Annotated in this window: 25 protein-coding genes and 1 pseudogene; 15 read left to right on the top strand and 11 right to left on the bottom strand. The window is 47.5% G+C overall.

Going from position 1 to position 25,636, the window contains the following annotated elements; genetic code table 11:
* Positions 1-61 precede the first annotated feature (61 nt).
* The 9 genes and pseudogenes from cysC to JL719_RS24420 all read left to right on the top strand — a co-directional run bounded on the left by cysC (position 62) and on the right by JL719_RS24420 (position 6,608).
* On the top strand, positions 62-685 hold the full coding sequence (cysC, locus tag JL719_RS18225) for an adenylyl-sulfate kinase (RefSeq protein ID WP_033155664.1): 624 nt from the start codon (positions 62-64) through the stop codon (positions 683-685).
* A gap of 1 nt (position 686) precedes the next feature.
* A complete protein-coding gene (locus JL719_RS18220; protein WP_033155663.1) occupies positions 687-1,640 on the top strand; it encodes a single-stranded-DNA-specific exonuclease RecJ family protein in 954 nt (317 codons plus the stop codon).
* A gap of 12 nt (positions 1,641-1,652) precedes the next feature.
* The gene (locus JL719_RS18215; RefSeq protein WP_084153222.1) at positions 1,653-4,034 is read left to right on the top strand and encodes a VanZ family protein; all 2,382 of its coding nucleotides are present in this window, start codon (positions 1,653-1,655) and stop codon (positions 4,032-4,034) included.
* 133 nt (positions 4,035-4,167) lie between these two features.
* A complete protein-coding gene (locus JL719_RS18210; RefSeq protein WP_133120722.1) occupies positions 4,168-5,010 on the top strand; it encodes a hypothetical protein in 843 nt (280 codons plus the stop codon).
* Between the two features lie 97 nt (positions 5,011-5,107).
* Positions 5,108-5,332 (top strand): annotated as a pseudogene (locus JL719_RS18205) (transposase); the annotation flags it as partial.
* Positions 5,333-5,394: 62 nt separating this feature from the next.
* Positions 5,395-5,595 (top strand): transposase, encoded by a 201-nt coding sequence (locus JL719_RS18200; protein ID WP_051669700.1) that lies wholly within the window; start codon positions 5,395-5,397, stop codon positions 5,593-5,595.
* Between the two features lie 93 nt (positions 5,596-5,688).
* Entirely contained in the window at positions 5,689-6,138 is a 450-nt protein-coding gene (locus JL719_RS18195) for an IS3 family transposase (protein WP_165385983.1), read from the top strand.
* Between the two features lie 3 nt (positions 6,139-6,141).
* A complete protein-coding gene (locus JL719_RS24425) occupies positions 6,142-6,372 on the top strand; it encodes a DDE-type integrase/transposase/recombinase (protein ID WP_084153221.1) in 231 nt (76 codons plus the stop codon).
* Positions 6,369-6,608 (top strand): integrase core domain-containing protein, encoded by a 240-nt coding sequence (locus JL719_RS24420; protein ID WP_225892890.1) that lies wholly within the window; start codon positions 6,369-6,371, stop codon positions 6,606-6,608. Before JL719_RS24425 ends, JL719_RS24420 begins: the two co-directional genes overlap by 4 nt.
* 68 nt (positions 6,609-6,676) lie before the next feature.
* On the opposite strand, the gene JL719_RS18180 is transcribed toward JL719_RS24420, so the two are convergent.
* From JL719_RS18180 to JL719_RS18140, 9 genes are all read right to left on the bottom strand, one after another.
* A complete protein-coding gene (locus JL719_RS18180; protein ID WP_033155660.1) occupies positions 6,677-6,937 on the bottom strand; it encodes a transposase in 261 nt (86 codons plus the stop codon).
* Positions 6,938-7,178: 241 nt separating this feature from the next.
* Positions 7,179-7,949, bottom strand: coding sequence for a PEP-CTERM sorting domain-containing protein (locus JL719_RS18175; RefSeq protein WP_033155659.1), 771 nt, complete (start codon positions 7,947-7,949; stop codon positions 7,179-7,181).
* Between the two features lie 188 nt (positions 7,950-8,137).
* Complete coding sequence (locus JL719_RS18170; RefSeq protein ID WP_033155658.1) at positions 8,138-9,283, bottom strand: SDR family oxidoreductase; 1,146 nt, start codon at positions 9,281-9,283, stop codon at positions 8,138-8,140.
* A gap of 106 nt (positions 9,284-9,389) precedes the next feature.
* On the bottom strand, positions 9,390-11,162 hold the full coding sequence (locus JL719_RS18165; RefSeq protein WP_051669694.1) for an AMP-dependent synthetase/ligase: 1,773 nt from the start codon (positions 11,160-11,162) through the stop codon (positions 9,390-9,392).
* Between the two features lie 16 nt (positions 11,163-11,178).
* Positions 11,179-12,246: an adenine nucleotide alpha hydrolase family protein gene (locus JL719_RS18160; RefSeq protein ID WP_033155657.1), complete on the bottom strand. Its 1,068-nt coding sequence runs from the start codon at positions 12,244-12,246 to the stop codon at positions 11,179-11,181.
* A gap of 162 nt (positions 12,247-12,408) precedes the next feature.
* Positions 12,409-13,797: a TIGR03013 family XrtA/PEP-CTERM system glycosyltransferase gene (locus tag JL719_RS18155; RefSeq protein ID WP_033155656.1), complete on the bottom strand. Its 1,389-nt coding sequence runs from the start codon at positions 13,795-13,797 to the stop codon at positions 12,409-12,411.
* A gap of 31 nt (positions 13,798-13,828) precedes the next feature.
* Entirely contained in the window at positions 13,829-14,605 is a 777-nt protein-coding gene (locus JL719_RS18150; protein ID WP_033155655.1) for a S1 family peptidase, read from the bottom strand.
* A 342-nt stretch (positions 14,606-14,947) separates the two neighbouring features.
* Positions 14,948-15,673 (bottom strand): UDP-2,3-diacylglucosamine diphosphatase, encoded by a 726-nt coding sequence (locus JL719_RS18145; RefSeq protein ID WP_033155813.1) that lies wholly within the window; start codon positions 15,671-15,673, stop codon positions 14,948-14,950.
* A gap of 49 nt (positions 15,674-15,722) precedes the next feature.
* A complete protein-coding gene (locus tag JL719_RS18140; RefSeq protein WP_033155654.1) occupies positions 15,723-16,304 on the bottom strand; it encodes a peptidylprolyl isomerase in 582 nt (193 codons plus the stop codon).
* A 114-nt stretch (positions 16,305-16,418) separates the two neighbouring features.
* Here JL719_RS18140 and cysS point away from each other — a divergent pair, with 114 nt between their 5' ends.
* On the top strand, positions 16,419-17,792 hold the full coding sequence (gene cysS, locus JL719_RS18135; RefSeq protein ID WP_033155653.1) for a cysteine--tRNA ligase: 1,374 nt from the start codon (positions 16,419-16,421) through the stop codon (positions 17,790-17,792).
* 9 nt (positions 17,793-17,801) lie between these two features.
* Positions 17,802-18,431, top strand: a complete 630-nt coding sequence (gene fchA / locus JL719_RS18130; protein WP_033155652.1) for a methenyltetrahydrofolate cyclohydrolase — start codon at positions 17,802-17,804, stop codon at positions 18,429-18,431.
* A gap of 64 nt (positions 18,432-18,495) precedes the next feature.
* Here the strand turns inward: fchA and nifA are convergent, their stop codons facing one another.
* Entirely contained in the window at positions 18,496-20,022 is a 1,527-nt protein-coding gene (gene nifA / locus JL719_RS18125; RefSeq protein WP_020485085.1) for a nif-specific transcriptional activator NifA, read from the bottom strand.
* Positions 20,015-21,652, bottom strand: coding sequence for a nitrogen fixation negative regulator NifL (nifL, locus tag JL719_RS18120; protein ID WP_033155812.1), 1,638 nt, complete (start codon positions 21,650-21,652; stop codon positions 20,015-20,017). The genes nifA and nifL overlap by 8 nt, the downstream gene beginning before the upstream one ends.
* 276 nt (positions 21,653-21,928) lie before the next feature.
* On the opposite strand from nifL, the gene rsxA reads away from it, so the two are divergent.
* The 4 genes from rsxA to JL719_RS18100 are packed head-to-tail and all read left to right on the top strand — an operon-like array spanning position 21,929 to position 25,628.
* Positions 21,929-22,510 (top strand): electron transport complex subunit RsxA, encoded by a 582-nt coding sequence (rsxA, locus tag JL719_RS18115; protein ID WP_026147191.1) that lies wholly within the window; start codon positions 21,929-21,931, stop codon positions 22,508-22,510.
* Positions 22,511-22,520: 10 nt separating this feature from the next.
* Positions 22,521-23,054 carry an electron transport complex subunit RsxB gene (gene rsxB, locus JL719_RS18110; RefSeq protein ID WP_033155651.1) on the top strand — a complete coding sequence of 178 codons (534 nt, stop codon included), beginning with the start codon at positions 22,521-22,523 and terminating at the stop codon, positions 23,052-23,054.
* A gap of 13 nt (positions 23,055-23,067) precedes the next feature.
* Positions 23,068-24,570, top strand: a complete 1,503-nt coding sequence (gene rsxC / locus JL719_RS18105; RefSeq protein WP_033155650.1) for an electron transport complex subunit RsxC — start codon at positions 23,068-23,070, stop codon at positions 24,568-24,570.
* A complete protein-coding gene (locus JL719_RS18100; RefSeq protein ID WP_033155649.1) occupies positions 24,567-25,628 on the top strand; it encodes an RnfABCDGE type electron transport complex subunit D in 1,062 nt (353 codons plus the stop codon). The genes rsxC and JL719_RS18100 overlap by 4 nt, the downstream gene beginning before the upstream one ends.
* Positions 25,629-25,636 lie beyond the last annotated feature (8 nt).

Raw genomic sequence — 25,636 nt, 5'->3', positions numbered from 1 at the left:
GGATTGCATCCTTTGTCCGCGATGAAGTAGTCTTGGTTGAACAATTTTGGAGTCAGATTAAATGGATAAACAAAGCTCAAATACTGTTTGGCATCACGCCACGGTAACGCGTAGCCGCCGAGAGATTTTAAACGGGCACAAATCTGCCATTCTATGGTTTACCGGTTTGTCCGGAGCGGGTAAGTCAACATTGGCCCACGCCGTGGAAGAGCGTTTGCATCAATTAAAATGTCGGACATTTGTATTGGATGGCGATAATGTGCGCCAGGGCTTATGTGGTGACCTAGGGTTTAGTCATCAAGACCGGCAGGAGAATATTCGTAGAATTGCCGAAGTTGCCAAATTGATGCTGGAAGCCGGTAACATAACCTTAACTGCCTTTATTTCGCCCTTCCGGGCCGAACGGCAATATGCGCGAAATTTGGTACCGCACGGCGATTTTATTGAAATTTACTGCAACTGCGAGTTGTCTGTGTGCGAACAGCGGGATGTAAAAGGTCTTTATAAAAAAGCGCGACAAGGCGATATCAAACAATTCACCGGTATATCTTCGCCTTATGAAGTGCCGGAAAACCCCGACATGATAGTAGATACCGGGCTGTATGAATTGGAAACCTGTGTCGACCAAGTGATGAGCATGCTCGAGTTGCGCGGCGTTATCTCTCCTGTTAAAGGAGAAATGTAAAGTGAATATCGACGTATTTAATGGCGATGCGGATGGTATTTGTGCACTGCTACAGTTGCGATTGGCTTTTCCCATGGCGTCTAAACTTATTACCGGGGTCAAGCGCGACATTGGTTTATTAAGTCGAGTTTCCGCCGAGGCAGGGGATCAGATAGTTGTGCTCGACATCTCTCTTGACAAGAATCGCTTACATCTATGCGAGTTTCTTAATAAAGGTGTCAGTGTTTTTTACATGGATCACCATTATTCAGGTGAAATTCCCGTTCACCAAGGTCTGGCCTCTTTAATAAGCACTGATGCCAACGTTTGCACAAGTTTATTGATGAATATTTATTTGAAGCAACGCTTTGCCGAATGGGCTGTGACAGGGGCTTTTGGCGATAATTTGGATGCTTCGGCAAGAGAAGCCGCTAAGTTACTTAATTTAACGGCCCAAGAATTGCTTAAGCTACAGCAACTGGGAATCGCTATCAATTACAACGCTTACGGTGCGAGTATCGATGATCTATATTTTGCTCCGGATGAGCTCTATAGGCAGCTGGAAGGTTTTATATCGCCGTTTGACTTTATCCGGGATAAGGCGGAAATTTGTCAGCAATTATTTAATGGTTATAACGAGGATATGAGTCTAGCGGCGCAAGTTGATGCTGAATATCAGACCGACAGTATCTCGGTAGTTATTTTGCCTGATGAAAAGTGGGCAAGGCGGGTATCTGGTGTATGGGGAAATCAACTGGCTAATCAATATCCGAATAGGGCTCATGCAATCGTTAGCAACAATCAAAGAGGAGGCTATCAAATTAGCGTTAGAGCCCCGATAAATAATAAAGTTGGTGCCGATGTGTTATGTGCCTTATTTTCGGGTGGCGGCCGTAAGGCTGCGGCAGGTATTAATCATATTCCATACCAGCAGTTGACCAATTTTGTAGCGGCTTTTCAAAGCCAATATCAATGAGCCAAGTTTTTTGTGAAAAATAGCTTATTAATTGCTTGTGTTGTTTATACGATTTTTGTCGTTTACGGCAGTTTGGTGCCATGGCAATTTAATAGTATTTCGTTAAGCGATGCTTGGTTTCGTTTTCAGAATATTGAATATTTGACCCTAGGTATTGCGTCAAGAGCAGATTGGGTTGCCAATATTCTGCTATTTATACCGCTTGCCTTTCTTTGGCTGGGCACGCTTTCCCTAAAGCAACAATTTGTTGGTAGGTGTGTATCGTCAGTTTTTGTATTGATAGTCAGTTTTTTGCTTTGTTCGACTATCGAATTTACTCAGTTATTTTTTCCTCCCAGAACGGTGTCGTTAAACGACATAATAGCCGAAACTTTGGGAGCCGCCATTGGTGTTTTTGCGTGGTGGGTTTTTGGTGGAAGATTTGCCAATTGGTTTGAAAATTGGCAAATAAATAAAAACAATTCAGTTCCCTATTTGCAAATCTATTTGGGGTGTATGTTTTTTTACAGTGTCATCCCGCTGGATTTAACCCTAAGTCCTGTTGAGTTTTATCATAAATGGCATGAAGGGCGCGTTATTCTACTGCCATTTTATGGGTTAAAGGGAGAAGCTTTTCGAGATATATATGACTGCTTGTCTGACGTCATATTATGGATACCAATTCCTTGGCTATGGTATAAGCTGAAACCTTTGAGTAAAGTTGATCTATTAAAAAGAGTTTTTTTCTCGGCAACTATAATTGAGTTTTTTCAGCTGTTTGTATATAGCAGGGTTACCGATGTTACGGATATTTTGCTTGCGTTGGTGGGCGGTTTTATTGGCGTGCAATTAATAAAGTTAGGTTCAAATAGGCTTGCTTTGGTCGGAAGTGCTAGTGAGTTGAAAAGTTATCATAGGTTCACTGTTTTGTATGTGTGTTTAGCGTATTTTTTATGGGTATTGGTTGTAGGATTTGTATTTTTGTACCCTTATGATTTTGAGTGGGGTTATATAAGACTTTCAACTTGGAGTGATAAGTTTCTTAGAGTGCCTTTTTATGCATATTATTATGGTACCGAATATAGGGCTATTACAGAGGTTTTTCATAAAATTTTATTTTTTATGCCTTTTGGTTTGATAGGGTATTCTTTTCAGTATTTTAATAGCCGTAATCAAGCAAGTATCATTATTTTGGCTGTAATAGTGATGACGGCTCTGAGTATTGAATTTGCACAATTGTTTTTGCCAAATAAAAATGTTGATATAACAGATGTTATTTTAGAATCTTTTGGAGGGTATCTCGGTTATTCGGTGGTCAAGCTGCTGCAACTTAATAGACCTGCTTTGCCGGAGCCTAAAAACAAGCTGGGAAATGAGGTTTTGTTTGCGATTTCAAGGGGGCAGGCTAATTTTGCTGAAGGCTCGGCTTCCGTGAGTCGTCCAAGAAATATTACGAGCTATACAAGTGGGATACCCCTATTTTTGCTGGCAGTGGGGTCTGTATTTGTGACTTTGGGTGTGCTGATATTTGTCAGTGGCTCTGAGGCTATGCCTTACAATGTGAGGGAGTTATTTTCGAAAGAATACCGAATCATCAGTGCTTTAGGCATAGCTGTATTGATTTATTGGTGCTTTGCATATCCGCTATTCTCTTTGATGAATATTTTGAAAAACGGTAGGGGAGAAGTTTTTTTTTATGCTCGTTTTTTAGCGGTACATACTCTGATAGCGTGGATGTTGGTAAGGGTTATTGTTCCCCTTGAAAGTATACATGATGTGTTGGGCTCTCCAATTTTGAGTATCCCCGCAGAGCTAGAGCTAGCGTTTCGGTTTTTAGGTTTGTTTGGTGTATATTCATTAATCGCATTGACAGCCACTCATGCGGCGCTTTTTTGGGTGGTTTCAACTCGGCAGTTGGTGCGGCTTTTCGTTTTAGGCTTCTTTTGGATATTATCGTTACTGCCGTTTGGGTATTGGGTCGTGGTTATTGAAGCTGCGACGGACAATCTAACAGAGTTAATGATCAATAGTGGCTATTCTTTCGCGGTCATCTGTATTGGTATTTATTTTTTTCTGGTCGGCTGGCTAGGTTCGTCAATTTTATTTTTAACAGTTTTTAATAATAATCGGCACATTATTGTTATCGGATTTTTATTTATAATTTCTTTTCCATTAGGCTATCAGTTGTTAAGTTGGGGAACGGAGCAGTTTATTCTAAAGTATGATGCTGTTTTTTCGGCTATGCAATTTTTGTTAAGTGCTGATAGAAGTCATTTAGTTTCAGGCGATATATTAATGGCGCGTTTTTTTGTGGCGCACTTTGGACTGGTTTTATTGGTTTTTACGGCTCAAGCCCCGCTGTGTATGATTTTTCGTAATGTGGTTACGTCGAAATATTCAGCGAAGCCCATGTAACGAAGTGCTTAGTGGTGTTTTAGTTTTTCAGATGGCTATTTTAGTTTTTATTATTTTTTTTAAATTGATACGTATTTATGTGCTTGGGTAGTCTTGCATGATATTTAGAAGTTTTCCATTCGCACTTATTCTGATGGCATTATTGAGCATATTCTTTACGAATGTAGTTGCGATGGGTATTCAGGCTGAGCTTGTCGTAGATGGCGTTAACGTGAAAGACGACAAAGAGAAGACTCAAACAGCTCCAGATGGCGTTAAAGACATTCTAAGTTCGGTTGATCTTAAAAAAGATATTGCTAAAATTCATAGTCATGAAATAGCTGTGCAAAATATCAGAGCCAAGGTTTCTCCAGACGAATTGGCTGTTGATGATTCTTCGATCTCACGACCTATATTTCGACAGCAGGAAAACATTAATAAACCTGCGCAGTTTTCCTTCTTTGTTCCAGATTTTTCTGATGCCGATTTGGTTAGGGGGAGGGGTGGCTATAATTACTCCGATGATGTATTTTCCTCTAAAAAACTCCTGGACGAACTACGGGATAGTCTTGGGGAAGGAATATATAGCAAATTAGTTTGGACCTATTACGATCTTAAAGACCTTGACAGCAGAATATATGCGAGCATGGTGGGGTATGATTTAAGTGGCAGTAATTTGTTGGGAAAGTTACAACAGTTTATCGGGGTGGATGAGAATTTGAATGCTATGATAGTTTTCAAGAGCAGTATTGGAATAACTCCTAAACCTGAGGGTGCTGGTGATAGGATAAATCAAGATTCTGGCAGAAATTCTAAGGTTATACTTGACTTCTCTCAACGTAATTTCGCCAGAAAAGAAGAGGTTGATACTGGGCGACTTCAATATATTTTAAAATACTTGACGATAAAGAATTTTGTATACAGCTTATTGGCATTAATGGGGTTTGGTTCGGTTTGGCGGATGTTTAGGTTTTTTGTTAAACAAGATTTAAGATAACTGCTCCTAAAAAACATCCTGATTACCCATAAACCTCAGCAACTTTGAGGCCTCCTGCAAGTCCAATGAAAGCCCCAACCTGACTGGAGATCGTGCCATGAAAAAGAACCCGGTCCAATTTCAAAAGGGCTTCAGTTTGATGGATTTCCTGAAGCGCTACGGTACCGAAAGCCAATGCGCCGAAGCCCTATTTCAGGCGCGATGGCCCTCGGGTTTTCAATGTCTACGTTGTGGTGGCGGTCGTTATAGCGCGGTCAAGACCCGTCATCTCTATCAATGTACGACCTGTCATCATCAAACGTCGCTGACTAGCGGGACACTGAAATGGTTTAATGAAGCCGGACACTTCTAAAAGCAGACTTTATACTGTTATTAGAGGTAAGCATGACAAACGAAAAACAACACAACCGACCCAAATATAGTTTGGAATTCAGGCAAGATGCCGCCAAGCTAGTTTTGGAGAAAGGCTATAGTCAGCAACAAGCAGCCGATCATTTGGGCGTATCGTTAAGTGCGATGGGACGCTGGGTTCGGGCGGAACGCAAGCCCTCGGCGACTGACGCGACGATGAAAAAAACAGCGTAAACTTGGGAGAGCATGACGAATTGATTCGCTTGCGCAAGGAAAATGAACAGTTACGGATGGAGCGCGAAATATTAAAAAAGGCGGCCGTCTTCTTTGCGAAAGAAGCCGAATACCCACAGGGCACAAGTAAAGTACGGGTTTATTCGAGAGCAAGAGAAGACGTATCCAGTGACCGTACTGTGTCGAGTGATGCAGGTGAGTACCAGCGCCTATTACGATTGGTTAAAAGCCCCGAAAGACGTTGAAAAAGAGCAACAAGATCGAAAAATGGCCGAAACAGCCAGGCAGATTTTTGTCGACAATAAGCAGTGCTTTGGTTCGCGTCGCCTAGCCGATCGCTTGCAAAAACAGGGATTTGCTGCGGGTCGTTTTAAAACCCGGCGACTCATGCGAGACTTGAGATTGCAGGTACGTTATCCCAAGCGATTTAAAGCGACGACCGACAGCAACCACAATGAGGCTATTTCACCCAATCGATTGGATCGGCAATTTCAAGTAGCCAAGCCTAATCAGGTGTGGACGACCGATATCACCTATGTGTAGACGCTGCAGGGCTGGCTTTACGTTGCGGTGATCATTGATCTCTTTTCCCGCCAAGTCGTTGGCTGGGCGATTGACGATCACATGCGCACATCGCTTTGCTCCAATGCCTTGCAAATGGCCTTCTACCCACAGGGCACAAGTGGCGGCGTAAGCCTCCGCCCGGCTTATTGCATCATTCCGATCAAGGTAGCCAAGATGCGAGCCGAGAATATCGTCACCATTTGGCCGTCATGAAGATGGAGCAGAGTATGAGCCGAAAAGGCAATTGCTGGGATAATTCCCCAACCGAACGCTTTTTTCGCAGTTTAAAGCACGAACAGCTCAACTACGAAAAATTCAAAACCCAAGAAGCGGCGAAACTGAGCGTGATCGATTATTTGGCTTTTTACAATGGCCGGCGATCGCACTCAACATTGGGTTACCAATCCCCAATCGAATTTGAGCGGGAATTCTATAAAAAATCTGCCTGATTTGGTGTCCGGGTTTTGTTGACCATTACATCGCCGCCTGATTCAGTTCGTCTGTACACCAGATTTGACTATTTCTCCACTTCTTCTTCCAGACGAGCATTTTCCCGTTTCAGCCGCGCGATTTCGGCTTGCTGGAGTTTTTGCTCTTCAAACGGTTGGCCGGTTTGACGGCTTTTGGCTTGCCAGTTGTACAGCATGGCCTGAGCAATGCCCAAATGCTTGGCGACCTTTGGAACACCGTCTTGCTTGGCTCGCTTCTTAAACTGCGGTGAATATTGGGTGCGTTTCGGTTTTCCGGCAACGACTGATGGCTGTTCGTTGGTTTTCATAAGACTCCTCATGTTCAGAGATTACTCTCTTAGTGGGGGGCTGTGAATCGTGGGCAAGATCAATTAACTACTGAACACCAGATTTGATAGTAGCTTTGGTGTTTATGAGAGTGGCTAGGACATGTACATGTAACAAGCCAATAAAAAAGCCACCTAAGTTTTTAAAGACTTAAGTGGCTCTTTAAGTTTTAACAAGAAGCGGGATTGATTGCGTTATAGCAAATGTGTCTCGCCAAATGTATTAGCGGTAGCTTTTACGTAAGCCCATGCCCAACAAGCCAACAGACAGCAAAAGCAGCGAGCCCGGCTCAGGAACTGAGCCTGTTTTGCCTTTTAGTTCGCCGGTACCGGTCAGCAGGCCAGGAACGCCAGATGGCTGAAAGCTGTCGGAGAATGTGAAGTCTGCATTGTTTGCGCCAACTGAAACGCCGTTAATTGTAGAAACAGTGTTAGTGTCAAAGAATAGCGCTGCTTGTCCGCCCAACACGTCCCATGCTCCGTAGCCACCACCAGTATCACCCAGACTTGAAATAGAGGCACCGTTCAATTCGGCGTAGATAGCGCCCAATCCTGTCGGGCCTAAGCCGTACGCATCGTAATCGTGTCCGGTCAATGTCAGCCAGATATTGCCGTCGTTTGCAGTGGCTGAATTTGAAGCATCGAAGTCAGCGGTTGCATCATAATAAAACGTCATGGATGCTAGGTTAAATATTGCTTCGCCGTTTACGTCGCCGTCAAAATTTCCAGCATTGGACAGTGTGAATGTTCCAAAGTAGCTCAATTCCGCGCCTGGAGCGACGAAAGTTGTTGTGCCGTTGACGTTTGAAACCGTTCCGAAGAAAGTTACAACATCTCCTACGTTATTAGCTTCTGTTTCCCATATTGTGCCGTTCATTGTTAAATCAAAGCCGCTAGCCTCGTTCCAGGTTACTCCGCCGACGCTGGCAGCAAAAGATACGCTTGGTGCGATTAGTGCGCCCACCAATGTGAGCTTTGCAATAGAGTGTTTCATAAAATTTCCTGTTTAATGGATTGTAAGGGTGTTTGTTTACGTTTGATGAAAAGCAGAAAGCATGCCAAATAAAAACACAATATAAAACAATAACTTAATTTTTTGATAATTTCATGTGTAAAATTTATCGACAGGTCTGCTCTTGTTTCCTAATCCAGAGTGATTTTGTCGTCTGGCTTTGCTAGTGTTTAGTTTTTATTCGATTTAGATTGCAAATAACAGGCTATAGCAACTTCCAAGGAGTTTTTAACAGGCGGTAAGCTCGGGCCAGTATTTACCAGGAATAGATCGGCTGTTTTGTCGTTGCCAAAAATCTGCCTGTCAGCCAAATAATCAAGAAAAATCGGAACGGCTTTTAGTTGGCGTAAAGTAGTGTGACTAACAATTGGCATCATCGCCCGTAAAAGGAATGTAAAAAATACTGACGGTACGGCAATCACAGCTGGCAAAGGCGTATCAAACTCACGCATTTTGTCGCGCACCAGAGTTTGCAAATGGGTCAATTGCATGGATAAGTGCGGACCCGAACAAAGATGTAGAATCTTGTTGGTGGTGAGAGTTGGCTGATTGGCACTCCATTGGATAGCGCGTGCGACATAATCTACCGGCACTGTATCAAGCGTGGCATCTTTTAAATGCGGTAGCAAGCCATGAGTTTTGGCACCTGATATGAATTCGCACAAGTAATAAAAAATTTGAAAGTGAATAATCTTGCCGGTTTTTGAGTCACCCACAACCATGCTGGGCCTGTGAACGGTTATCGGCAAATTGTAAAGTTCAATTTGTTGGTGAAGATAATCTTCGGCCTCCGCTTTGGATTGCTCATAGGTGTTGTGAAAGCTCCTCGGTTGGGTGATCCAAGTTTCAGGGACGATACCTGACATTCTGCCGGCAACGCCAACTGTGCTGACATATTCGACTTTTTGTAAATTTCCTGACGCTTGACACGCTAGCGCAAGCTCGATTACGTTTTTTGCGGATCCCAACGCATGTTGTCTGGCTACTTCCAGGGGTAAATTCATTCTGACAACGCCGGCACAATGAATAATGTGGGTACATTGGCTAGAGACTTCGGCGTAAACACTTTCAGATACTCCAAATTTTTCAAGATCGGCATCGCCTTGCAAAGCGATGACACGGTTTCTGGCGCTTACTTCTTGTTCCTTATCCAGGTTCCAAAAGAGGAATAGAGCTTCGAGACGAATTTTTAAGTGCTCAGAGGATTCGGCGCGGATCAGCAGCCATACAAAGTTATCAGCTTCTTCCAAAAGTAAGGGCACCAAGGTACTGCCGACTGCACCCGTGGCACCGGTAACAAAAATTCTTTTTGCCATATGAGAGCGCTCCATGATGGATTGAATATTGTCGAAGTCTAAAAATCCAGAATCAACGCTTTCGCATTAGCGGAGAATCTTTAGCTGCTTTGTATTGTAATTAAAACTAAAGCTTCAATAGCACGATATCGCGGCTAGCTGAAATTGGTTGGGAATGGATAGTCGATTCTGGCTCTTCCAACAAGTTATAAAGTTCCTCTATCCATTTTTCGTATTTGTGTCGGATATTTTTACGGCGAAGCTTCAGATTTGTCGTTAATTCTTGCTCCGCAACCGATAGGGGCTTATATGAAAAAATGATGCCAACTGGGCGCTTATATTCGGGTAAACCCAAAGTGGTTGCTGTCAGATCTATAGCGATTTTTTTCGCGTAAGTAGTTCTAGATTGGTCTTCAATGGTATTTGAATTGCCAACTGTTACCAAGGCAACCAAGAATTTTCTATTCTCGCCGAAAACAACAGCATGCTCTATCGCTACATTGCTTTGGAGTACCGACTCGATTGCAACGGGGGCAATTTTTCTACCAGTTGACGTTTTAAAAACTTCAGATTTTCGTCCGGTCAAGCTTATAAAGCCCTGGGCGTCGATTTTCGCGTAATCTCCTGTAGGAAGGAATTCTGATTCGTTGGTGCTCTGCTTAGTGGGTTGGTCGTCAAGGTATCCGTTAAAAACGCCTATGCCTTTAACTAGTAGTTCGTCATCATCGGCCAAGTTTATGGTGTTGCCTGGTAAAGCCTTGCCTACCGTGCCAAAACGGTATTCTGACGATCTATTTGCGGCAATAGGCACCACGTTTTCGCTTAGTCCATATGCCTCTAAAATCAACAATCCCAGAGATTGGTAACGATGTAACAACCATACCGGCATGGCTGCCGATCCGCTCACCATATACCGTATATTTTCGCCAAAAAGAGAGGTAAATGATTTAAAAACTTGGCGATTGGCAGCTCTGAATAATGAGCCGATAGTTGACGGGCTTTCACCCATTTTAAGGCTATATTTCAGGCATAGAGAGATAAGCCGCGGCTGCAGATTTAGTTTGGCTTCAAATCCTTGGTAAAGTTTTTCATAAAATCGAGGTACAGCAATGAATATGTGGGGATTTATTGCTGGCAGATATTCGATGATTTTATGCGGCTGCTCTACAAAGTATACTTCGGCTCCTCCGGCTAATGCACATAAATTCACAATGCGTTGAAATAAGTTGGAAAGCGGTAACCAGCAGACTAAATGGCACGGTTTATCGTTTAGTTCCGGGTAGGTGAGTAGTATAGAGTCTATAGCAGCAATAATTTGATCATGTCGATAGGCGATACCTTTGGGCGTGCCGGTAGTACCCGACGTGAATACAATAGTGGCAATATCGGAAGGTTTTAGAATTTCAGGCTGCGGAGTATCGTTGAGTTCGCCATTTGCTGTCTCGGGTATATCTAGATATTTGATTTTATCTTGTTGATATCTCGATGGATCGCTATTAAATGCAACAATATTGTCAAATTGGCTGAGATCGTTAAATTTATCCAGGTATTTGATTTGGTCTATAGCCAGGATTTTAACGTTAGCAATTTTTATGATCGCGTTTAATTGCTCGGAGTTTTCGTTGGGATCGATACCAACCACAATTCCGCCTAATGATAAAAAGGCGTGATGTAGAGATTCCCATACGTGCGAGGTTGTAGCCATAATTGCGACAACCTGCCCTGTATTTATGCCAAGAGCCTGTAATTTCCCGGATAAACCCATCACTTTCCGATAAAACTCTATATTGCTTATCGGATGCCAAGTATCGTCAGTATCCAGAATCCAGTGAGCTACGTCATCCGGATGTTCGTGTGCTCTAAGTTTTAATAAATCGGGAAGTGTCTTATATCGACTCATACGTTCTCCTTTTAAGTCATACAGGCGGGTCGTAAGCACCTTTAGGCTCGGTAATAGCTAGCTCGTGTTCCGACATTCCCAACCAATTTAGACTAGTTCTGACATCCTTGCCCAAGAAGACTTTGTTTTTGATCATGAAGTCGACCAGTGGGATCAAAATTTTCCACTCTTTTAGATTGGCTTTACCCTCACGAATTAAAGCCGCGAATTCGGGAAGATAGGGATTGTAGCCAAAGTGCTTTAAGTCGGAATACATCAGCAGCCAGTTGATTGGGTAGTTACTGAAGATCGGACTGGCATGCTTACTTGACTTAACCAGGCCCAATTCGACGACTTTTTGCATCACTTCTTCCTGATTATATTCCCAGGCATGGTAAGGGGCTAAATAGCGTGGAAATTGAGTGCCTTTAGGGTAATTGTTGGGATTGAAAAAGCGCGATAATTCTTGTTCATCGAATTCTCCGCACGTTTTCAGTGCCGGCGGCGTCCAGTCGACTTCGCAGATTAATTTTCTGGAGAATTCGTAGAGCATTCTTTCCGGTTCAGGCTGCCCCGGCGAGTATCCTGCGAGGACTAGCGGTATATTTTTTTGAAGGGCCAGTTTGATTGCATCGCCTTCGAATAGCGGGGCATAGACATAAGATACTGTGTAGACAGCACCTCTCGGTTCTTGATGTTTTAAGAGATAACGAAAAGCTTTTTGGTAGAAGTTATCGGATGGGCGGTATACCAGGTGGTCAATGTCGAGTTTGCCGAGTGTGCGACGGATGTTATCCCAGGCAATCGGGGGAATATTAATATCGGTGGTAAATGCCAGGACTTTTAAACCGTACTCCACCTTTAGCTTGTAGAGCAAGTTAAGGCTATCTTTGCCGCCGCTGACCGGCACTAGGCAGTCATATTCCGCTTGCCCCTTGCAGTCTTTTAGCGCCTTTTCCAGATCGAGCTCTCGCTCCTTGCGGCTTTCTTCCTCTTGTCTTTGGTGTTGAGGATTAAAATCTCGGCAAAGATTACAAACGCGATTCGCGTCCAGGGTTATCTCGGGTACTGCATCGGAAATCAAGCATTGCTTACAGCTGGCCATGTTCACCTCGCCGGAAATGGGTAAATTTTTAAGGTTAAGAGGTTTTTGCAGGTCTCGAATGAATTTAGTTTTGCCAGGAATTAAACTAGTTAAGCCAGATAAAAAATGCAGTTTTGGGTTGTAAAGTTGATTGCTAGTTTCTCTTGCTATAGAGCCAAGAAATTATCTCGCTCCCTTACCCCACAAAATAACCTCTACCGTGCTCAGCATTATCGTCAAGTCCAGAAACAGGCTGTAGTTTTTGACGTAATACAAATCAAATTGCAGTTTTTGTCGGGTATCGTATTCGCTGGCGCCATAGGGGTAACATAGTTGCGCCCATCCGGTGATGCCGGGTTTAACCCTATGCCGTTCTTTATAATAAGGAATATTCTCTTCGAAGCCTTTTACGAATTCCGGTCTCTCCGGGCGCGGGCCGACAAAGCTCATATCGCCTTTTAGCACGTTTAGTAGTTGTGGCAGCTCGTCTATCCGATATTTACGAATCACTTTGCCGACGCGAGTTACGCGGTCATCGGTTTGGCTAGCCCATTGCGCGCCATTTTTTTCAGCGTCGATACGCATACTGCGAAATTTAATGACATCGAACGGAATGTCCCGATAGCCGACACGTTTTTGCCGATAGAAAACCGGTGCACCAAAGCCGCTTTCGATATAGATCGCCAACATGGTGAGGATCATTAGCCACCAACTGACGGAGAGTAGTAGTAGACTGGCTAAAATATCGAAGCTGCGTTTGACGATGGGGCGTAAACCGCCACTCACAAAACCATCGGAAAACATCAGCCAGCTTGGACTCAGCGCCTCCAGAAAAACCAGCCGTTGCTCTCTCTCATAGAAAGTTTGCAAGTCCATGATTTGCACGCCGGACATTTTGATGTCCAGCAGTTCCTCTACGGGTAGTTTTTTTCTACGATCATCGACAGCGATGACTATTTCATCGACGTTAGCGGCTTCGACAATATCGGTTAGCCTGATTTTTTCGTTGAGCGCAATCGCATGGGGTACGCTTATTGGTTCGTCCTCCAGCGTGATGTAACCGACTATTTCAAATCCTCTATAAATATAGCTGGAATTAACGACGCTGAGTTCTCCCGCTCTTTGCCCACAACCCACCACTAACACCCTGCGTTTTAAATTATCCAGATTGACGAAGCGATAAAATAAATATCGTGTTAACAGCAAGCCCACAAAAGAAAAAATAATTGCGGAAATCAAGACGCTGCGTGCCAGCATCAAATCGGGAATGATGTAGTAGATGAACGCCAGTATAAATACCGCAACGGCAAAGCTGAAGCTGATGCGCTGGAGAATATTGTATTCTTCTTTATCCAGTGTTTTGCGGTACAAGCCCAAACCGGAACAGCTGGCGATAAACACCACTGCGTAAACCGCTGCTGAAGCAGCGAGTTCGGATTGGGAATACCAGGATGCTATATATAAAAATCTGAGGCCAGCGCCGCAATACATAGCCAGATAAAACACCAAAGATTCCACTATAAGCAACCAAAGGTAGGCGGTGGAAATGTAATGTCGAAAAATTCTTATCATGTGAAGGCTACCGCTAACTCCTGGATAATAACTATTTGACGATATTCTGTTTTAGAAGCGTCTTGATATGTTCAGCGGGAATAGCATAGGTGATGCCGCTGGGATTGGATATGGCATTTTCTTTGCTGCCCTGTACAAAGACTTTGTTAATGATACCAACAACTTTTCCGGAATTGATGTCGTACAAGGGGCTGCCGCTGTTGCCGGGGTAGGCGGTGGCGTCTAATTGGAACACATTGAAGGGCGTCTGTAGTCGTTTCAGCATATTGACGTTTAACTGCCGAGTGGCGATTGCCGGTATGGCGTTGGGTGAAATAGCCGAAATAATGCTTCGGTGCGTGACCGGATACAAACCCAGCACCATGCCTATTGGGTAACCGGTGAATGCATATTGCTCGCCCTCCCGCACTATTAATGAGTCACCGATTTCCAGTGCGGGTAAAACTCCGCCGTCTACCTTTAGCAATGCCAGATCGTGATCTTCATCGGTTACGGTCAGTTCTGCAATTTGCATTTGTTCTTTTTGCTCGTGGCGATAAAAAACCGCATAACGTTCGAGGTGCTCTTCGTCTAGTTTTTTTGCGGTTACGTGAGCGTTGGTAACCACTTTTCTGCCGTCGGCAACGGCGAAGCCGGTGCCCAGGAATACCGCACGCGGGTTTCGTGTTGGCATATAAGTGCCGATAGCTACTATTCCGGGTTTGACTCGGGCAAGAATCTCGGGGAGGTTAACTTCATCGGCATGGCTGGTGGCGATGGCGGATAGTCCGATAAATAGCGCCAAGAGATAAAGTATTTGGTTTTTCATGGCTGGAGGAGTTAAGGGGCCTTAATTGGTAGAGCTTGGAAAGTTTAGTCTAACTTAGCATGAATGCGGGCGTCGTCGTGAATTAACAGTTGTTTACACTTTGGTAATAGACAGGCACCGGCTTAGATAGCGCTTAATGTCCACCGGGAACAACGAGCGTGGGCATTGACCCGGTAAAATTATATACCCAGTGAACTAGTTGGTTTCTTTTGAGTCTTATTTTTCGGAGATAGTAAGACAATTCCCGGTAGTGTCTGGCAGTGGTGTATCAGCGGGTTTGAGATTAAAAAACGCAGGTCGCTGGCCTTCTGTTAAATCGCTACCGGTTTTTTTATGCTTATATCAGACCGATTCTGTTTGAAAATCGTTGTTCTTCCAACACAACACCTCCGCGCCATCCGGCTTCCAATCCGCCAACACGTAGCGTCTGGCCGGCCGGCCATCCAGCATAAATTCGTGTAATTTCGGTCGATGCGTGTGTCCATGAATCAATGTGCAGCAACCATACTTGCGCAGGCTTTCGGCCACCGTATCCTGGTTGACATCCATAATATCCAGGGTTTTGCCGCGTTTATGATAATAGCTGCGCAACCGATACCAACGTGCCGCTATCAGCCGCAGCCACAAAGGTTTGGACAACACATTTTGTTGCCATGTCTGGCCGTGCGATTTAATGCGAAAGGCTTGATAAGCTAGGTCGTCGCTGCAGAGTAAATCGCCGTGGGTCAGCAAGATCCTCTGACCATTCAATTCGATAGTCGCATATTCATCCAACAAACGGATACCGGTTTCCCGGCAGAAATCTTGACCCAGCAAAAAATCGCGGTTGCCCTGCAACAGAAAAATCTCGGTGCCGGCGTCGCTAAGTTGTTTGAGAGCGTTTTTGATGGCCGGGATAGGCCGGGTATTGTCGTCGTCGCCGATCCAGGCGTCGAACAAATCGCCAAGGATATACAGCGATTTTGCCTTGATGGCGCGCTGCTGCAAAAAGCCTAAGAAACGCCGGGTGATCTCCGGTTTTTCCAAAGCCAGATGCAGGTCGGAGATGAAGAGTACGTCTTGTTTCACGTTAAGCAACAGCGGTTTCCGCCCACTTATCGGCGGAAACCGCTAATTATTATTCGATAACTTCGGCTTTTTCGATAACGATGTCGGTTTTCGGTACATCCTGATGCGGACCGCGATTGCCGGTGGCTTGTTTGGCCATGGCATCGACGACATCCATGCCTTCGATCACTTCTCCGAATACTGCATAACCCCAACCGCTGGGGCTTGGGCTCGTGTGATCCAGAAAGGAATTGTCTTTATAATTGATAAAAAATTGCGCGGTTGCTGAATGCGGATCGTTAGTACGAGCCATTGCCAAGGTGCCGCGTTTGTTTTTCAGGCCGTTATCTGCTTCGTTTTTGATGGGGGCATTGGTTTCTTTTTGCTTAAAAGAGCTGTCAAAACCGCCGCCTTGCGCCATAAAGCCCGGGATTACTCGGTGGAAAATGGTGCTCGCATAAAAGCCCTGTTTCACGTAGGCCAGAAAGTTGGCGGCGGAAACCGGTGCTTTTTCGTCTTCCAATTGAATGACTACGTCGCCCAGGGAAGTGGTTAATTTGACTTTGCTATGTGTATTGGACATTTTAATTTCTGTTGCAAATGAAAGGGTTGAGAATAAAAACAGCATCAGGTAAACCAGGGTGGTGCGCATTAAAAGCTCCTTAATCTCGCTGCAAGCCGCGAATTCTATGTGTTTTTATCTTGAAAGAGAAGCCGAAATCTTGATAGATTGCCAGATGTTTTGCTGCATTCACCTATTATTGTCATGCTGAAAATCTACAACACGCTAACCCGAAGTAAGCAAGAATTCATTCCCAAACAGCCTGGCAAAGTCGGCATGTATGTCTGTGGCATGACGGTTTATGACTACTGTCACATCGGCCATGCGCGGGTCATGGTGGTGTTCGATACAGTCGCCCGTTATTTGCGGCATGCCGGGTATCAGCTTACCTACGTCAGAAATATTACCGACATAGACGACAAAATTATTCAGCGCGCCAATGAGAATGGCGAGGCGTTTACCGCATTGACTGAACGTTTTATCGAAGCCATGCATGAAGACGAGCGGGCTTTGTCGGTGTTGCAGCCGGATATCGAACCCAAAGCCACGCAATCCATCGCCGACATCGTGAAGATGATTTCGACATTAATCGAGCGTGAGTTTGCCTACGTCGGCAGCAACGGTGATGTGTTTTACGCGGTAAACCGCTTTGACGGCTACGGCAAGCTGTCCGGTAAAAATATCGAAGACTTACAAGCCGGCGAGCGGGTGAATGTCGATACCGCCAAACGCGATCCGCTGGATTTTGTACTGTGGAAAATGGCCAAGCCCGGCGAACCTTATTGGGATTCACCGTGGGGGCAGGGTAGGCCGGGTTGGCATATCGAATGCTCGGCAATGTCCACCTGCTGCCTGGGCAATCATTTTGATATTCATGGCGGCGGCATGGACTTGCAATTCCCGCACCACGAAAACGAGATCGCCCAGTCGGAAGGCGCCACTGGCGAGCCTTTTGTCAATTACTGGATGCATAACGGGTTCGTGCGGGTCAACGAAGAAAAAATGTCCAAATCGCTGGGCAATTTTTTCACCGTGCGCGAGGTGTTGAAACAATATCGCCCGGAAGTGATTCGCTTCTTCATCCTTTCCAGCCATTATCGCAGCCCGCTGAATTATTCCGACGAACAGCTCGACGAGGCGGGTGTGGCTTTGACTCGTTTGTATACAGCCTTGAGAGGTGTCGAAATTATCGATGTGGCTATCGATGCAGATTACTGCCAGCGTTTCGAACAGGCGATGGATGACGACTTTAATACACCAGTGGCTTTGGCTGTTCTATTTGATTTAGCGCGCGAATTAAACAAAGCCGAGGAAAAAAGCGTGCTGGCGGCAACATTAAAGCGACTGGCGGCCATTTTGGGCATATTGCAGGACGATCCGGACAGTTTTTTGAAGGGTGGAGCAGCGCCTGATGGTCTGAGTGAAACGGAAATAGAGCAATTGATCGACGCCAGAAAAACCGCGAAAGCCAGCAAAGACTGGGCGCAAGCCGACCAAATTCGCGATCAATTGAAAGCGAAGGGCATTGTGCTGGAGGATGTGGCTGGCGGCAACACCATTTGGCGCCGCGAAAGTTAAGGACTGTCAATGAACGAAATCAAAGATAAATCGGTAGAAACATTCCTGGACGAACTAGCTGGCAAGCAAGCCACGCCCGGCGGCGGTAGCGCGGCGGCAGTGATGGGTGCGCAAGCCGCCGCCTTGACCAGCATGGTCTGTAATTTGACCATCGGCAAACCCAAATACGCGGCGGTGGAAGAACAGATGCAGGCTTTGCTGATCGAGTCGGAAGCCTTGCGGCAAACCTTAATTGGTATGATCAAAGCCGATGTCGATGTATTTGACAAACTGATGGCCTGTTATGGCTTACCTAAAAGCACTGACGACGAGAAAGCCGTGCGCGCCGAACAGATTCAAACGGTGCTCAGAGAAGCCACCCTGGTGCCGCTGGAATGCGCGAAAGCTTGCGCCAAGGCTATCGAGTTGGGCCGGGTGGCTGCCGAACACGGTAATCTGGGGGTGATCAGCGATGCCGGCGTGGCGGTAATGGCAGGCTACGCCGGCTTGAAAAGCGCGGCACTGAATGTGCAGATCAATGCCGCGAGTTTGAAAGACAGGCCGTTTGCCGAAGCCCAACTTGCAGAATTGGATATTTTGTTGCAAACCGGCGAACAGGCCGCCGAGCAGATTTACCGTATCGTCAGGGAAAAGCTTTAAATCTTTCCTTAGGACGGGGCAATTTCAATCGCCCCCTCTCTGCTTAACTTGAGCGGCAGGTTTTCTAAATCTGCTTAACATTGATGTTCAAGGTCTGAATCCGATAAGCAATCTGCCTAGGCGTCATATCCAGCAAGCGCGCGGCTTTGGCTTGCACCCAGCCGCTTTGCTCCAGCGCCGCTATTACTCGCTCCCGTTCGTCCATGTTTTCGTCGTGCAGATCGATATGTTTGATCGATTGCGGGGTGCGGCTGATGCCTATTTCGTTTTCCAGGCCGGTGCTGGCAATCACGTCGCGGTCGATAATGCCTTCCTGGCTCATGATGGCGGCGCGCTCCAAACGGTTTTCCAATTCGCGAACGTTACCCGGCCAATCGTGTTTCATCAAAATTCGGATCGCGCTTTCCTTGATTTCCAATGGCCGGCCGCCTTGTTGACGGGAGATACGGTTTAACAGAAAGCTGGCCAGTTCCGGAATGTCCTCGATACGTTCGCGCAGCGGCGGCATATTGATGGGCATCACATTCAAGCGGTAATACAAATCCTCGCGGAAATTGCCTTCGGCGACTTCCTGCTCCAGATTGCGGTTAGTGGCGGCAATGATGCGGACATTGACTTTCAGGGTGCGAACGCCGCCCACTCGCTCGAATTCGCCTTCTTGCAGCACGCGCAATAATTTGGCCTGAAACGACGCGGAGATCTCGCCGATTTCGTCGAGAAACAGCGTGCCGTTGTCTGCCAGTTCGAAGCGGCCCTTGCGTTGGCCGATTGCGCCGCTGAATGCACCTTTCTCATGGCCGAATAATTCCGATTCGAGCAAGGTGTCGGGCAAGGCTGCACAGTTCAATTTTAGAAACGGGCCGTTGGCGCAGGCTGAGTTAAAGTGTATCGAGCTGGCCACCACTTCCTTACCGGTGCCGGATTCGCCGCGAATCAACACAGTGGTATGCCATTTCGCCACCTGGCGGATGATGTCGAACACTTTCAGCATCGGCTCGGAATGGCCGATGATGTTTTCGAAGCGGTAGTTTTTGACCAGTGTTTGTTTTAAATAGTCGCGTTCGCTAGCTAGTTCGTTTTGCTTGCGTTCCATTACACGCAGCATGTTCACGCTTTGGGCGATCAGGTTGGCGACCATTTCCATGAAGCGGGCGCGCTCGCCCAAAAACGTCGAAGTACAAGGCTGCGCAGCCAAAATGCCGACCACTTCGCCTTGTTCGATGGCTAGCGGGGAGCCGATAAACGGTAAATCCGGGTTATACACGCCCAAGCGGCTTAAAAAACGCGGCTCGTCGGCGATGCGTTCCACCACAATCGTGCTGCCTTCGTCGAGGATAGCGCCTACCAGTCCCTCGCCCGGTTGGTAACGCACCGAGCGGTCTATGCCGTCGCCGTAGATCTCGCAAATGCTCATGCTGTCGTCATCGACATCGCGTAGGGTAATCATGCCGAAATGCAGGCCGTTACGCTTGTGCAAAATCTCCAGGATGCCTTTAAGCTTGGTGCGCAAGTCATGCGTGCTATTCAGCAATTGACTGACCAGAAATAGCGTATCCAGTTCGGATTCAACCAGCAATAAACGATCACTCATGGATGTTCACCATCGCTAGGTTTTTTTGACAGGGAAAGCTAATTTTAAAACTACAGCCGTTTTTGTATTGCGGGTCGATTTCTATCATGCCGTTATGCTGATTGACGATTTCCTTGCTCATGACCAGTCCCATGCCGGCCTGGACGCCGGCGGTGCTTTGATTGGTGGTAAAAAACGGTTCGAATACTTTGCTCCGTTGGTTGGCAGGTATGCCGGGGCCGGAATCGGCTATCGACACGCAAACCCAATCATGCTCGATAGCCGTGCTGATTTTGATGATGCGTTCCTGGCTGCCCGCACGATTCATTGCGTTGACCGCATTGTCGATCAATTGCTTGAACAACATGCGTAACTTGTTTTCGGAGCCGAGGATATTGGGTAACACCGGGTTGGGCAGCCAATCCACTACGATGCCGTTTGCCAAAAACTTGGTGCTATACAGCAGCATCACTTCGTGCAGCAGCTGATTCAAGTTCACCGGCACCACCGCAGACTCCGGAATTTCCGGTACGCAGCGTTGCAGAGTGGCGAGCGTTTCTTCGCCCATTTTTTGCACTTGGCCCAATAGATCGCGGATTGGACTATTGTTGGCGTCGTTGCGTTGCGTCATGATTTGAATCGCCGCGTGAATTTGGTTCAAGGGCTGGCGAATCTGGTGCATTGCGCCGAGCAAGGTTTCGCGGATGCTGCGGATGTGTTCTTCTTCCGCCAACATGGTGCGCAAAGTCTGTATCTGTAGCTTTTCCTGCTGCCGACGCAAGGGACTGATGTCGTTAATGGTCAGCAACAAGTAATCCTTGGATTGTCTGGCGAAGAAGCTGTCGGCGCAGACGTCGTTTTCGATAAACCAATTGCCGGAGCAGGAAAACCAGCGCGTGCCTTTAAGCCCCGCGCTTTCAATCCGTACCTCGCGATTGGCGAAGCCTTGCTGTCTGTCTATGTTGTCGCCCCACAAGTCGCCCATGTCTTGCTCCAGCGCTTCCAGAAAGAACAGCGCGGGCTCTTTTTTGTCGAGTTCGCTGATCAGCATTTTGTACATCTGATTATCGAGCACGACCCGTTTGTCGGAATCGAGCACCACCATCGCCACCGGCGAAGCGTTCAGTACCGATTCGATCAATTGCTTTTGGTTGTTAACTTGTTGTTCCGCGTAGTGTGCCTGGGTGACATCGCGGTGCATACCAATGTAATGACTGATGGCGCCGCGGTCGTCCAGCATCGGCGCGATGGTCAGATCAGCCAGGTAGCGTTGCCCCATTTTTTGCCGATTGACCAATTGGCCGTGCCAAACCTGCTTACGGGAAATGGTGTGCCACAAATCATAATAAATCTGTCTGGGTGTGGACTTGTCGGACAGCGCTGATTCGTTTTGGCCCAAAATTTCAGCGGCGTTGTAGCCGGTTACATCGGTGAAGGCCTGGTTGATGTAAAGGATATTGGCTTTTTTATCGGTGATCGAAATGGCCACCGGCGCTTGCTCCACCGCCTTAACAAACAAAGAGAAAGGCAGTGTTTTAGAGGTTTTGCCGCTTCTTGGCGATTGCCCGCTAGGGCCGATGGCTGGCGATAGTATATCGGCCGTTTCAATCTCAATCTGGCCTTGCAGGTAGTCAGGGGTGGATTTGGTCATGGCAAATGGTTCTCGCGTGTTTTTTTCTGGGCTTAAGTTGGAAAAATACATGCAATTAGAGAGCCAAATGCGTTTTCGCTTAGCAGCTATTGGAAAATCCCGGTGATTTGTATGGTTTACGACAAATTTAACTGTACTTGTTCCGGCTCTGTGTTTTTTAGGACAGAGATGTTGGTGGCAAATCTTGCGGCTTTGCACTGAAATGGGGAGTTACGGCGTTTTTAAGGCGTTGGCATAAATGATGCTGTCTTGTTGCAAAACACCGGGTCGAAAACGATGAGCGAATACTTACTTCTGATATTGGGTACAGCCTTGGTCAACAATGTCGTGTTGGTCAAGTTCTTGGGGTTATGCCCATTCATGGGCGTTTCCAACAAGCTGGACACCGCATTGGGCATGGGTTTGGCGACAACGTTTGTCTTGACGCTGGCGTCCGCGGCCAGCTGGGTGCTGGAGCATCGTTTATTGATACCGTTCGATATCGGTTTTCTGCGCGTGCTGGGTTTTATCTTGGTGATCGCCGCGGTAGTGCAGTTTACCGAGATGGTGATACATAAAACCAGCCCGGTGATGTACCAGGTGTTGGGGATTTTTTTACCGCTGATTACGACTAATTGCGCGGTTTTGGGTGTGGCGCTGCTTAACATCCAAGAGAAATACAATTTCGTGCAAAGCCTGCTGTTCGGCTTTGGTTCGGCAATGGGTTTTACCCTGGTGATGGTGCTCTTCGCCGGCCTACGTGAACGCTTAGCGCTCATGGCAGTGCCGGCGCTTTTTTCCGGCACCCCCATCGCATTTATCACCGCCGGCATCCTGTCGCTGGCATTCATGGGATTCGCGGGGCTTTACAGCAAATAAGAGGCACATCATGTACGTTTTATCTGCCATCGTTATTTTGACATCGCTGGGATTGTTGCTGGGCGTGGCTTTGGGGATTGCCGCCAAATATCTGAAGGTGGAGTCCGATCCGTTAATCGAGAAAGTTGAAGCCTTAATGCCCGGTTCGCAATGCGGCCAATGCGGCTTCCCAGGTTGCCGGCCGGCTGCCGAGGCTGTGGTGTCCGGCGCCGCGCCGGTAACATTATGCCCGCCGGGCGGTACGTCGCTGGTGGAACAACTGGCCAAATTACTGGGTGTTGATGTCGATTTGAGCCAAACCCAAGACCAGGAAGCGATGGTGGCCAGAGTCAGTGAAGAAACCTGCACCGGTTGCACCCGCTGCTTCAAGGTTTGTCCTACAGACGCCATCGTCGGCGCACCCAAACAAATCCACGCGGTGGTGGCGGATGCCTGTATCGGTTGCAAGAAATGTGTGGAAGTCTGTCCCACCGAATGTCTGCAAATGCACCCTGTGGAAGTGACCTTGCGCAACTGGCGCTGGCCCAAACCGCTGGCCGCTTGAGACGGAGACACCTATGTTCGCCTTGTTCGAAAATCCCCGTTTGCGCGGCGGTATCCATGCCGAAGAGCACAAATCCGAAACCTCTCCGCTTAGCATTGTTACCGATTTTCCAATACCTAAGAAATTGTACATTCCGGTGCAACAGCATGTCGGCAAGCCTGCCGAGCCGGTGGTGAAGGTCGGCGAGAAAGTACTGAAGGGCCAATTGCTGGCCTATAGCCAAGGCACCATTTCGGCGCCTGTGCATGCACCAACATCGGGCGTTATTGCCGACGTCAAAGATTTTCCGGCACCGCATCCGTCAGCCTTGCCGATTCGCACCGTGGTGATTGAAAGCGACGGTAAGGAACAATGGGCCGAGTTAATCGTTCCGGCAGACCCGTTTCAACTCGAACCGGAAGAAATATGCCAACGAGTCGGCGCCGCCGGTGTGGTGGGTTTAGGTGGTGCGGTATTCCCGTCGGCGGTCAAACTCAGTTTAGGCCGCAAAAACAAGATTCATACGCTTTTGATCAACGCAGGCGAATGTGAGCCTTATCTGACTTGTGATGACCGCTTGATGCAGGAGCGCGCGGAGCAAATCGTTGCCGGTATCCGGCTGATGTTGCGCGGCATGGATGCCCCGAAGGCTATGGTGGGTATCGAAGATAATAAACCCGAAGCTTTCGCGGCCATGCAAACGGCCGCCCGGGATTTTCCCAATATCGTGGTGGCGCAAGTGCCGACCCGCTATCCGATGGGTTGGGATAGGCAAATGTTGCGTTATTTAACCGGCCAGGAAATTCCCGCCGACGGGCGCGCCACGGACATTGGGGTGGTGGTGCACAACGTCGCTACTGCCTTTGCCGTCTATCAAGCCATTTGCTTGGGACAACCCTTGATTAGCCGGGTGGTTACGGTCTCCGGCGCGGCCGTTGCCAAACCCAGAAATGTGGAAGTGCCCATCGGCACCTTGATGTCGGAAGTATTAGCGTTTTGCGGATTGGAAAAGTCGAAAATGGCCCGCTTAGTGATGGGCGGACCGATGATGGGTGACGCTTTGCCAATTGCCGAAGTGCCGGTGGTGAAAGCCTGCAACGGCATCCTGGCCTTGTCGCATGCCGACATCGACGAGCCGGCTATACAGCCTTGCATTCGTTGTTCCAGTTGCGTGACCGCTTGCCCGGTAGGTTTGTTGCCCTTGGAAATGGCCAGCCGGATCAAAGCCAATCAATTAGACTCTGCGGTTGATTTGGGCCTAAAAGATTGCATTAGCTGTGGCAGTTGTTCTTATGTCTGCCCGTCGAATATACCCTTGGTGCATTACTTTAAATTCGCTTCCGGCGAGTTAGTTAAACGCCAACAAGCCGAGCACAAGGCTGAACAAACCAAGCGTTTAGTCGAAGATAGAAATAATCGGATGGAGCGAGCCAGATTGGAAGCCGAAGCGGAAGCTTTGCGTGCTCAGGAAGCCAGAGCTGCCCGTTTGGCTGCCGCACAACAGGCGCAAGCAGCGCCAGCAGAGGAAACCGTATGAGTAATAAACCGATTAGCGGGCCTCACGTGGCGGCCACCCGCCGCGTCGATCAAATCATGCGTTTGGTGATTATTGCCCTGGCACCGGCTACGGCCTGTGGCGTGTTGTTGTTCGGCTGGCCGGCTTTGTATTTGCTGGCGGTGACCGTGCTGTCTGCCATGGCTTTCGAAGGCTTGTGCCTGAAGATGAAAGGTGTGGCGGCAATGCCTTATTTGCGCGACGGTTCGGCGATCGTCACCGGTCTGCTGGTGGCTATGACTCTGCCGCCTTGGGCGCCTTGGTGGATAGGCGTGGTTGGCTCGGCGCTGGCCATTGTGTTGGGCAAGCATGTCTACGGCGGCTTGGGGCAAAACCTGTTCAATCCGGCCATGCTGGCCAGGGTGGCGTTGCTGATTTCCTTTCCCATCGAGATGACTACCTGGGCCAACGTATCGCCTTTGTTCACCGGGCCCGGTGTGATCGATAGCTTAGCGATCACCTTTAGCGGTTTGGAAAACCCGGATGCGGTGACCGGCGCCACGACGTTGGGTTGGGTCAAGACTGAGTTTTCGCAAAACCGGCTGTTGCCCGGCAGTTTGATCGAATATTCGGGATTTTTAGCGTTTCTCGGTTGGGAGCGCGGCAGTTTGGGGGAAACCTCGTCTTTATTATTACTGGCCGGCGGCATTTGGCTGATGCGCCAAGGGGTCATCAAATGGCACATCCCTGTCTCGTTGCTGTTCAGTATCCTTCTGTTGTCGACGATTTTTCATGCTTGGGATAGTCAGCATTACCTTGGACCCTGGGTGCATTTGAATTCCGGCGCGGTGATGTTGGTAGCGTTCTTTATCGCCACCGATTATGTCACGTCGCCTAACACACCTTTAGGCCAAGTGATTTTCGGTGCGGGCTGTGGTTTATTGATTTTCGTGATCCGCTCTTGGGGCGGCTATCCGGAAGGCACCGGTTTTGCGATTTTATTGATGAACTCGGTTACGCCGCTGATCGATCATTACATTCGTCCCAGAATTTATGGCCGCTACCGAAACGGCAAGCCGCTCGATATTTCCAATTCCTGAGACTGGTC

The organism is Methylomonas sp. LW13, from assembly GCF_016865255.1.
Classification (GTDB): domain Bacteria; phylum Pseudomonadota; class Gammaproteobacteria; order Methylococcales; family Methylomonadaceae; genus Methylomonas.
This window is presented reverse-complemented; position numbering and strand designations above follow the sequence as displayed.

Bases quoted from the DNA above. Each gene is read 5' to 3' on its own strand.
- JL719_RS18180 (WP_033155660.1), bottom strand. From the start codon at position 6,937: ATGAAAACCAACGAACAGCCATCAGTCGTTGCCGGAAAACCGAAACGC.
- JL719_RS18210 (WP_133120722.1), top strand. From the start codon at position 4,168: ATGGCATTATTGAGCATATTCTTTACGAATGTAGTTGCGATGGGTATT.
- JL719_RS18140 (WP_033155654.1), bottom strand. From the start codon at position 16,304: ATGCGCACCACCCTGGTTTACCTGATGCTGTTTTTATTCTCAACCCTT.
- JL719_RS18160 (WP_033155657.1), bottom strand. From the start codon at position 12,246: ATGGCCAGCTGTAAGCAATGCTTGATTTCCGATGCAGTACCCGAGATA.
- JL719_RS18155 (WP_033155656.1), bottom strand. From the start codon at position 13,797: ATGATAAGAATTTTTCGACATTACATTTCCACCGCCTACCTTTGGTTG.
- JL719_RS24420 (WP_225892890.1), top strand. From the start codon at position 6,369: ATGAAGATGGAGCAGAGTATGAGCCGAAAAGGCAATTGCTGGGATAAT.
- rsxA (WP_026147191.1), top strand. From the start codon at position 21,929: ATGAGCGAATACTTACTTCTGATATTGGGTACAGCCTTGGTCAACAAT.
- JL719_RS18170 (WP_033155658.1), bottom strand. From the start codon at position 9,283: ATGGCAAAAAGAATTTTTGTTACCGGTGCCACGGGTGCAGTCGGCAGT.
- JL719_RS18175 (WP_033155659.1), bottom strand. From the start codon at position 7,949: ATGAAACACTCTATTGCAAAGCTCACATTGGTGGGCGCACTAATCGCA.
- JL719_RS18165 (WP_051669694.1), bottom strand. From the start codon at position 11,162: ATGAGTCGATATAAGACACTTCCCGATTTATTAAAACTTAGAGCACAC.
- cysS (WP_033155653.1), top strand. From the start codon at position 16,419: ATGCTGAAAATCTACAACACGCTAACCCGAAGTAAGCAAGAATTCATT.
- JL719_RS18200 (WP_051669700.1), top strand. From the start codon at position 5,395: ATGACAAACGAAAAACAACACAACCGACCCAAATATAGTTTGGAATTC.
- rsxC (WP_033155650.1), top strand. From the start codon at position 23,068: ATGTTCGCCTTGTTCGAAAATCCCCGTTTGCGCGGCGGTATCCATGCC.
- nifL (WP_033155812.1), bottom strand. From the start codon at position 21,652: ATGACCAAATCCACCCCTGACTACCTGCAAGGCCAGATTGAGATTGAA.
- nifA (WP_020485085.1), bottom strand. From the start codon at position 20,022: ATGAGTGATCGTTTATTGCTGGTTGAATCCGAACTGGATACGCTATTT.
- cysC (WP_033155664.1), top strand. From the start codon at position 62: ATGGATAAACAAAGCTCAAATACTGTTTGGCATCACGCCACGGTAACG.
- JL719_RS18150 (WP_033155655.1), bottom strand. From the start codon at position 14,605: ATGAAAAACCAAATACTTTATCTCTTGGCGCTATTTATCGGACTATCC.
- rsxB (WP_033155651.1), top strand. From the start codon at position 22,521: ATGTACGTTTTATCTGCCATCGTTATTTTGACATCGCTGGGATTGTTG.
- fchA (WP_033155652.1), top strand. From the start codon at position 17,802: ATGAACGAAATCAAAGATAAATCGGTAGAAACATTCCTGGACGAACTA.
- JL719_RS18100 (WP_033155649.1), top strand. From the start codon at position 24,567: ATGAGTAATAAACCGATTAGCGGGCCTCACGTGGCGGCCACCCGCCGC.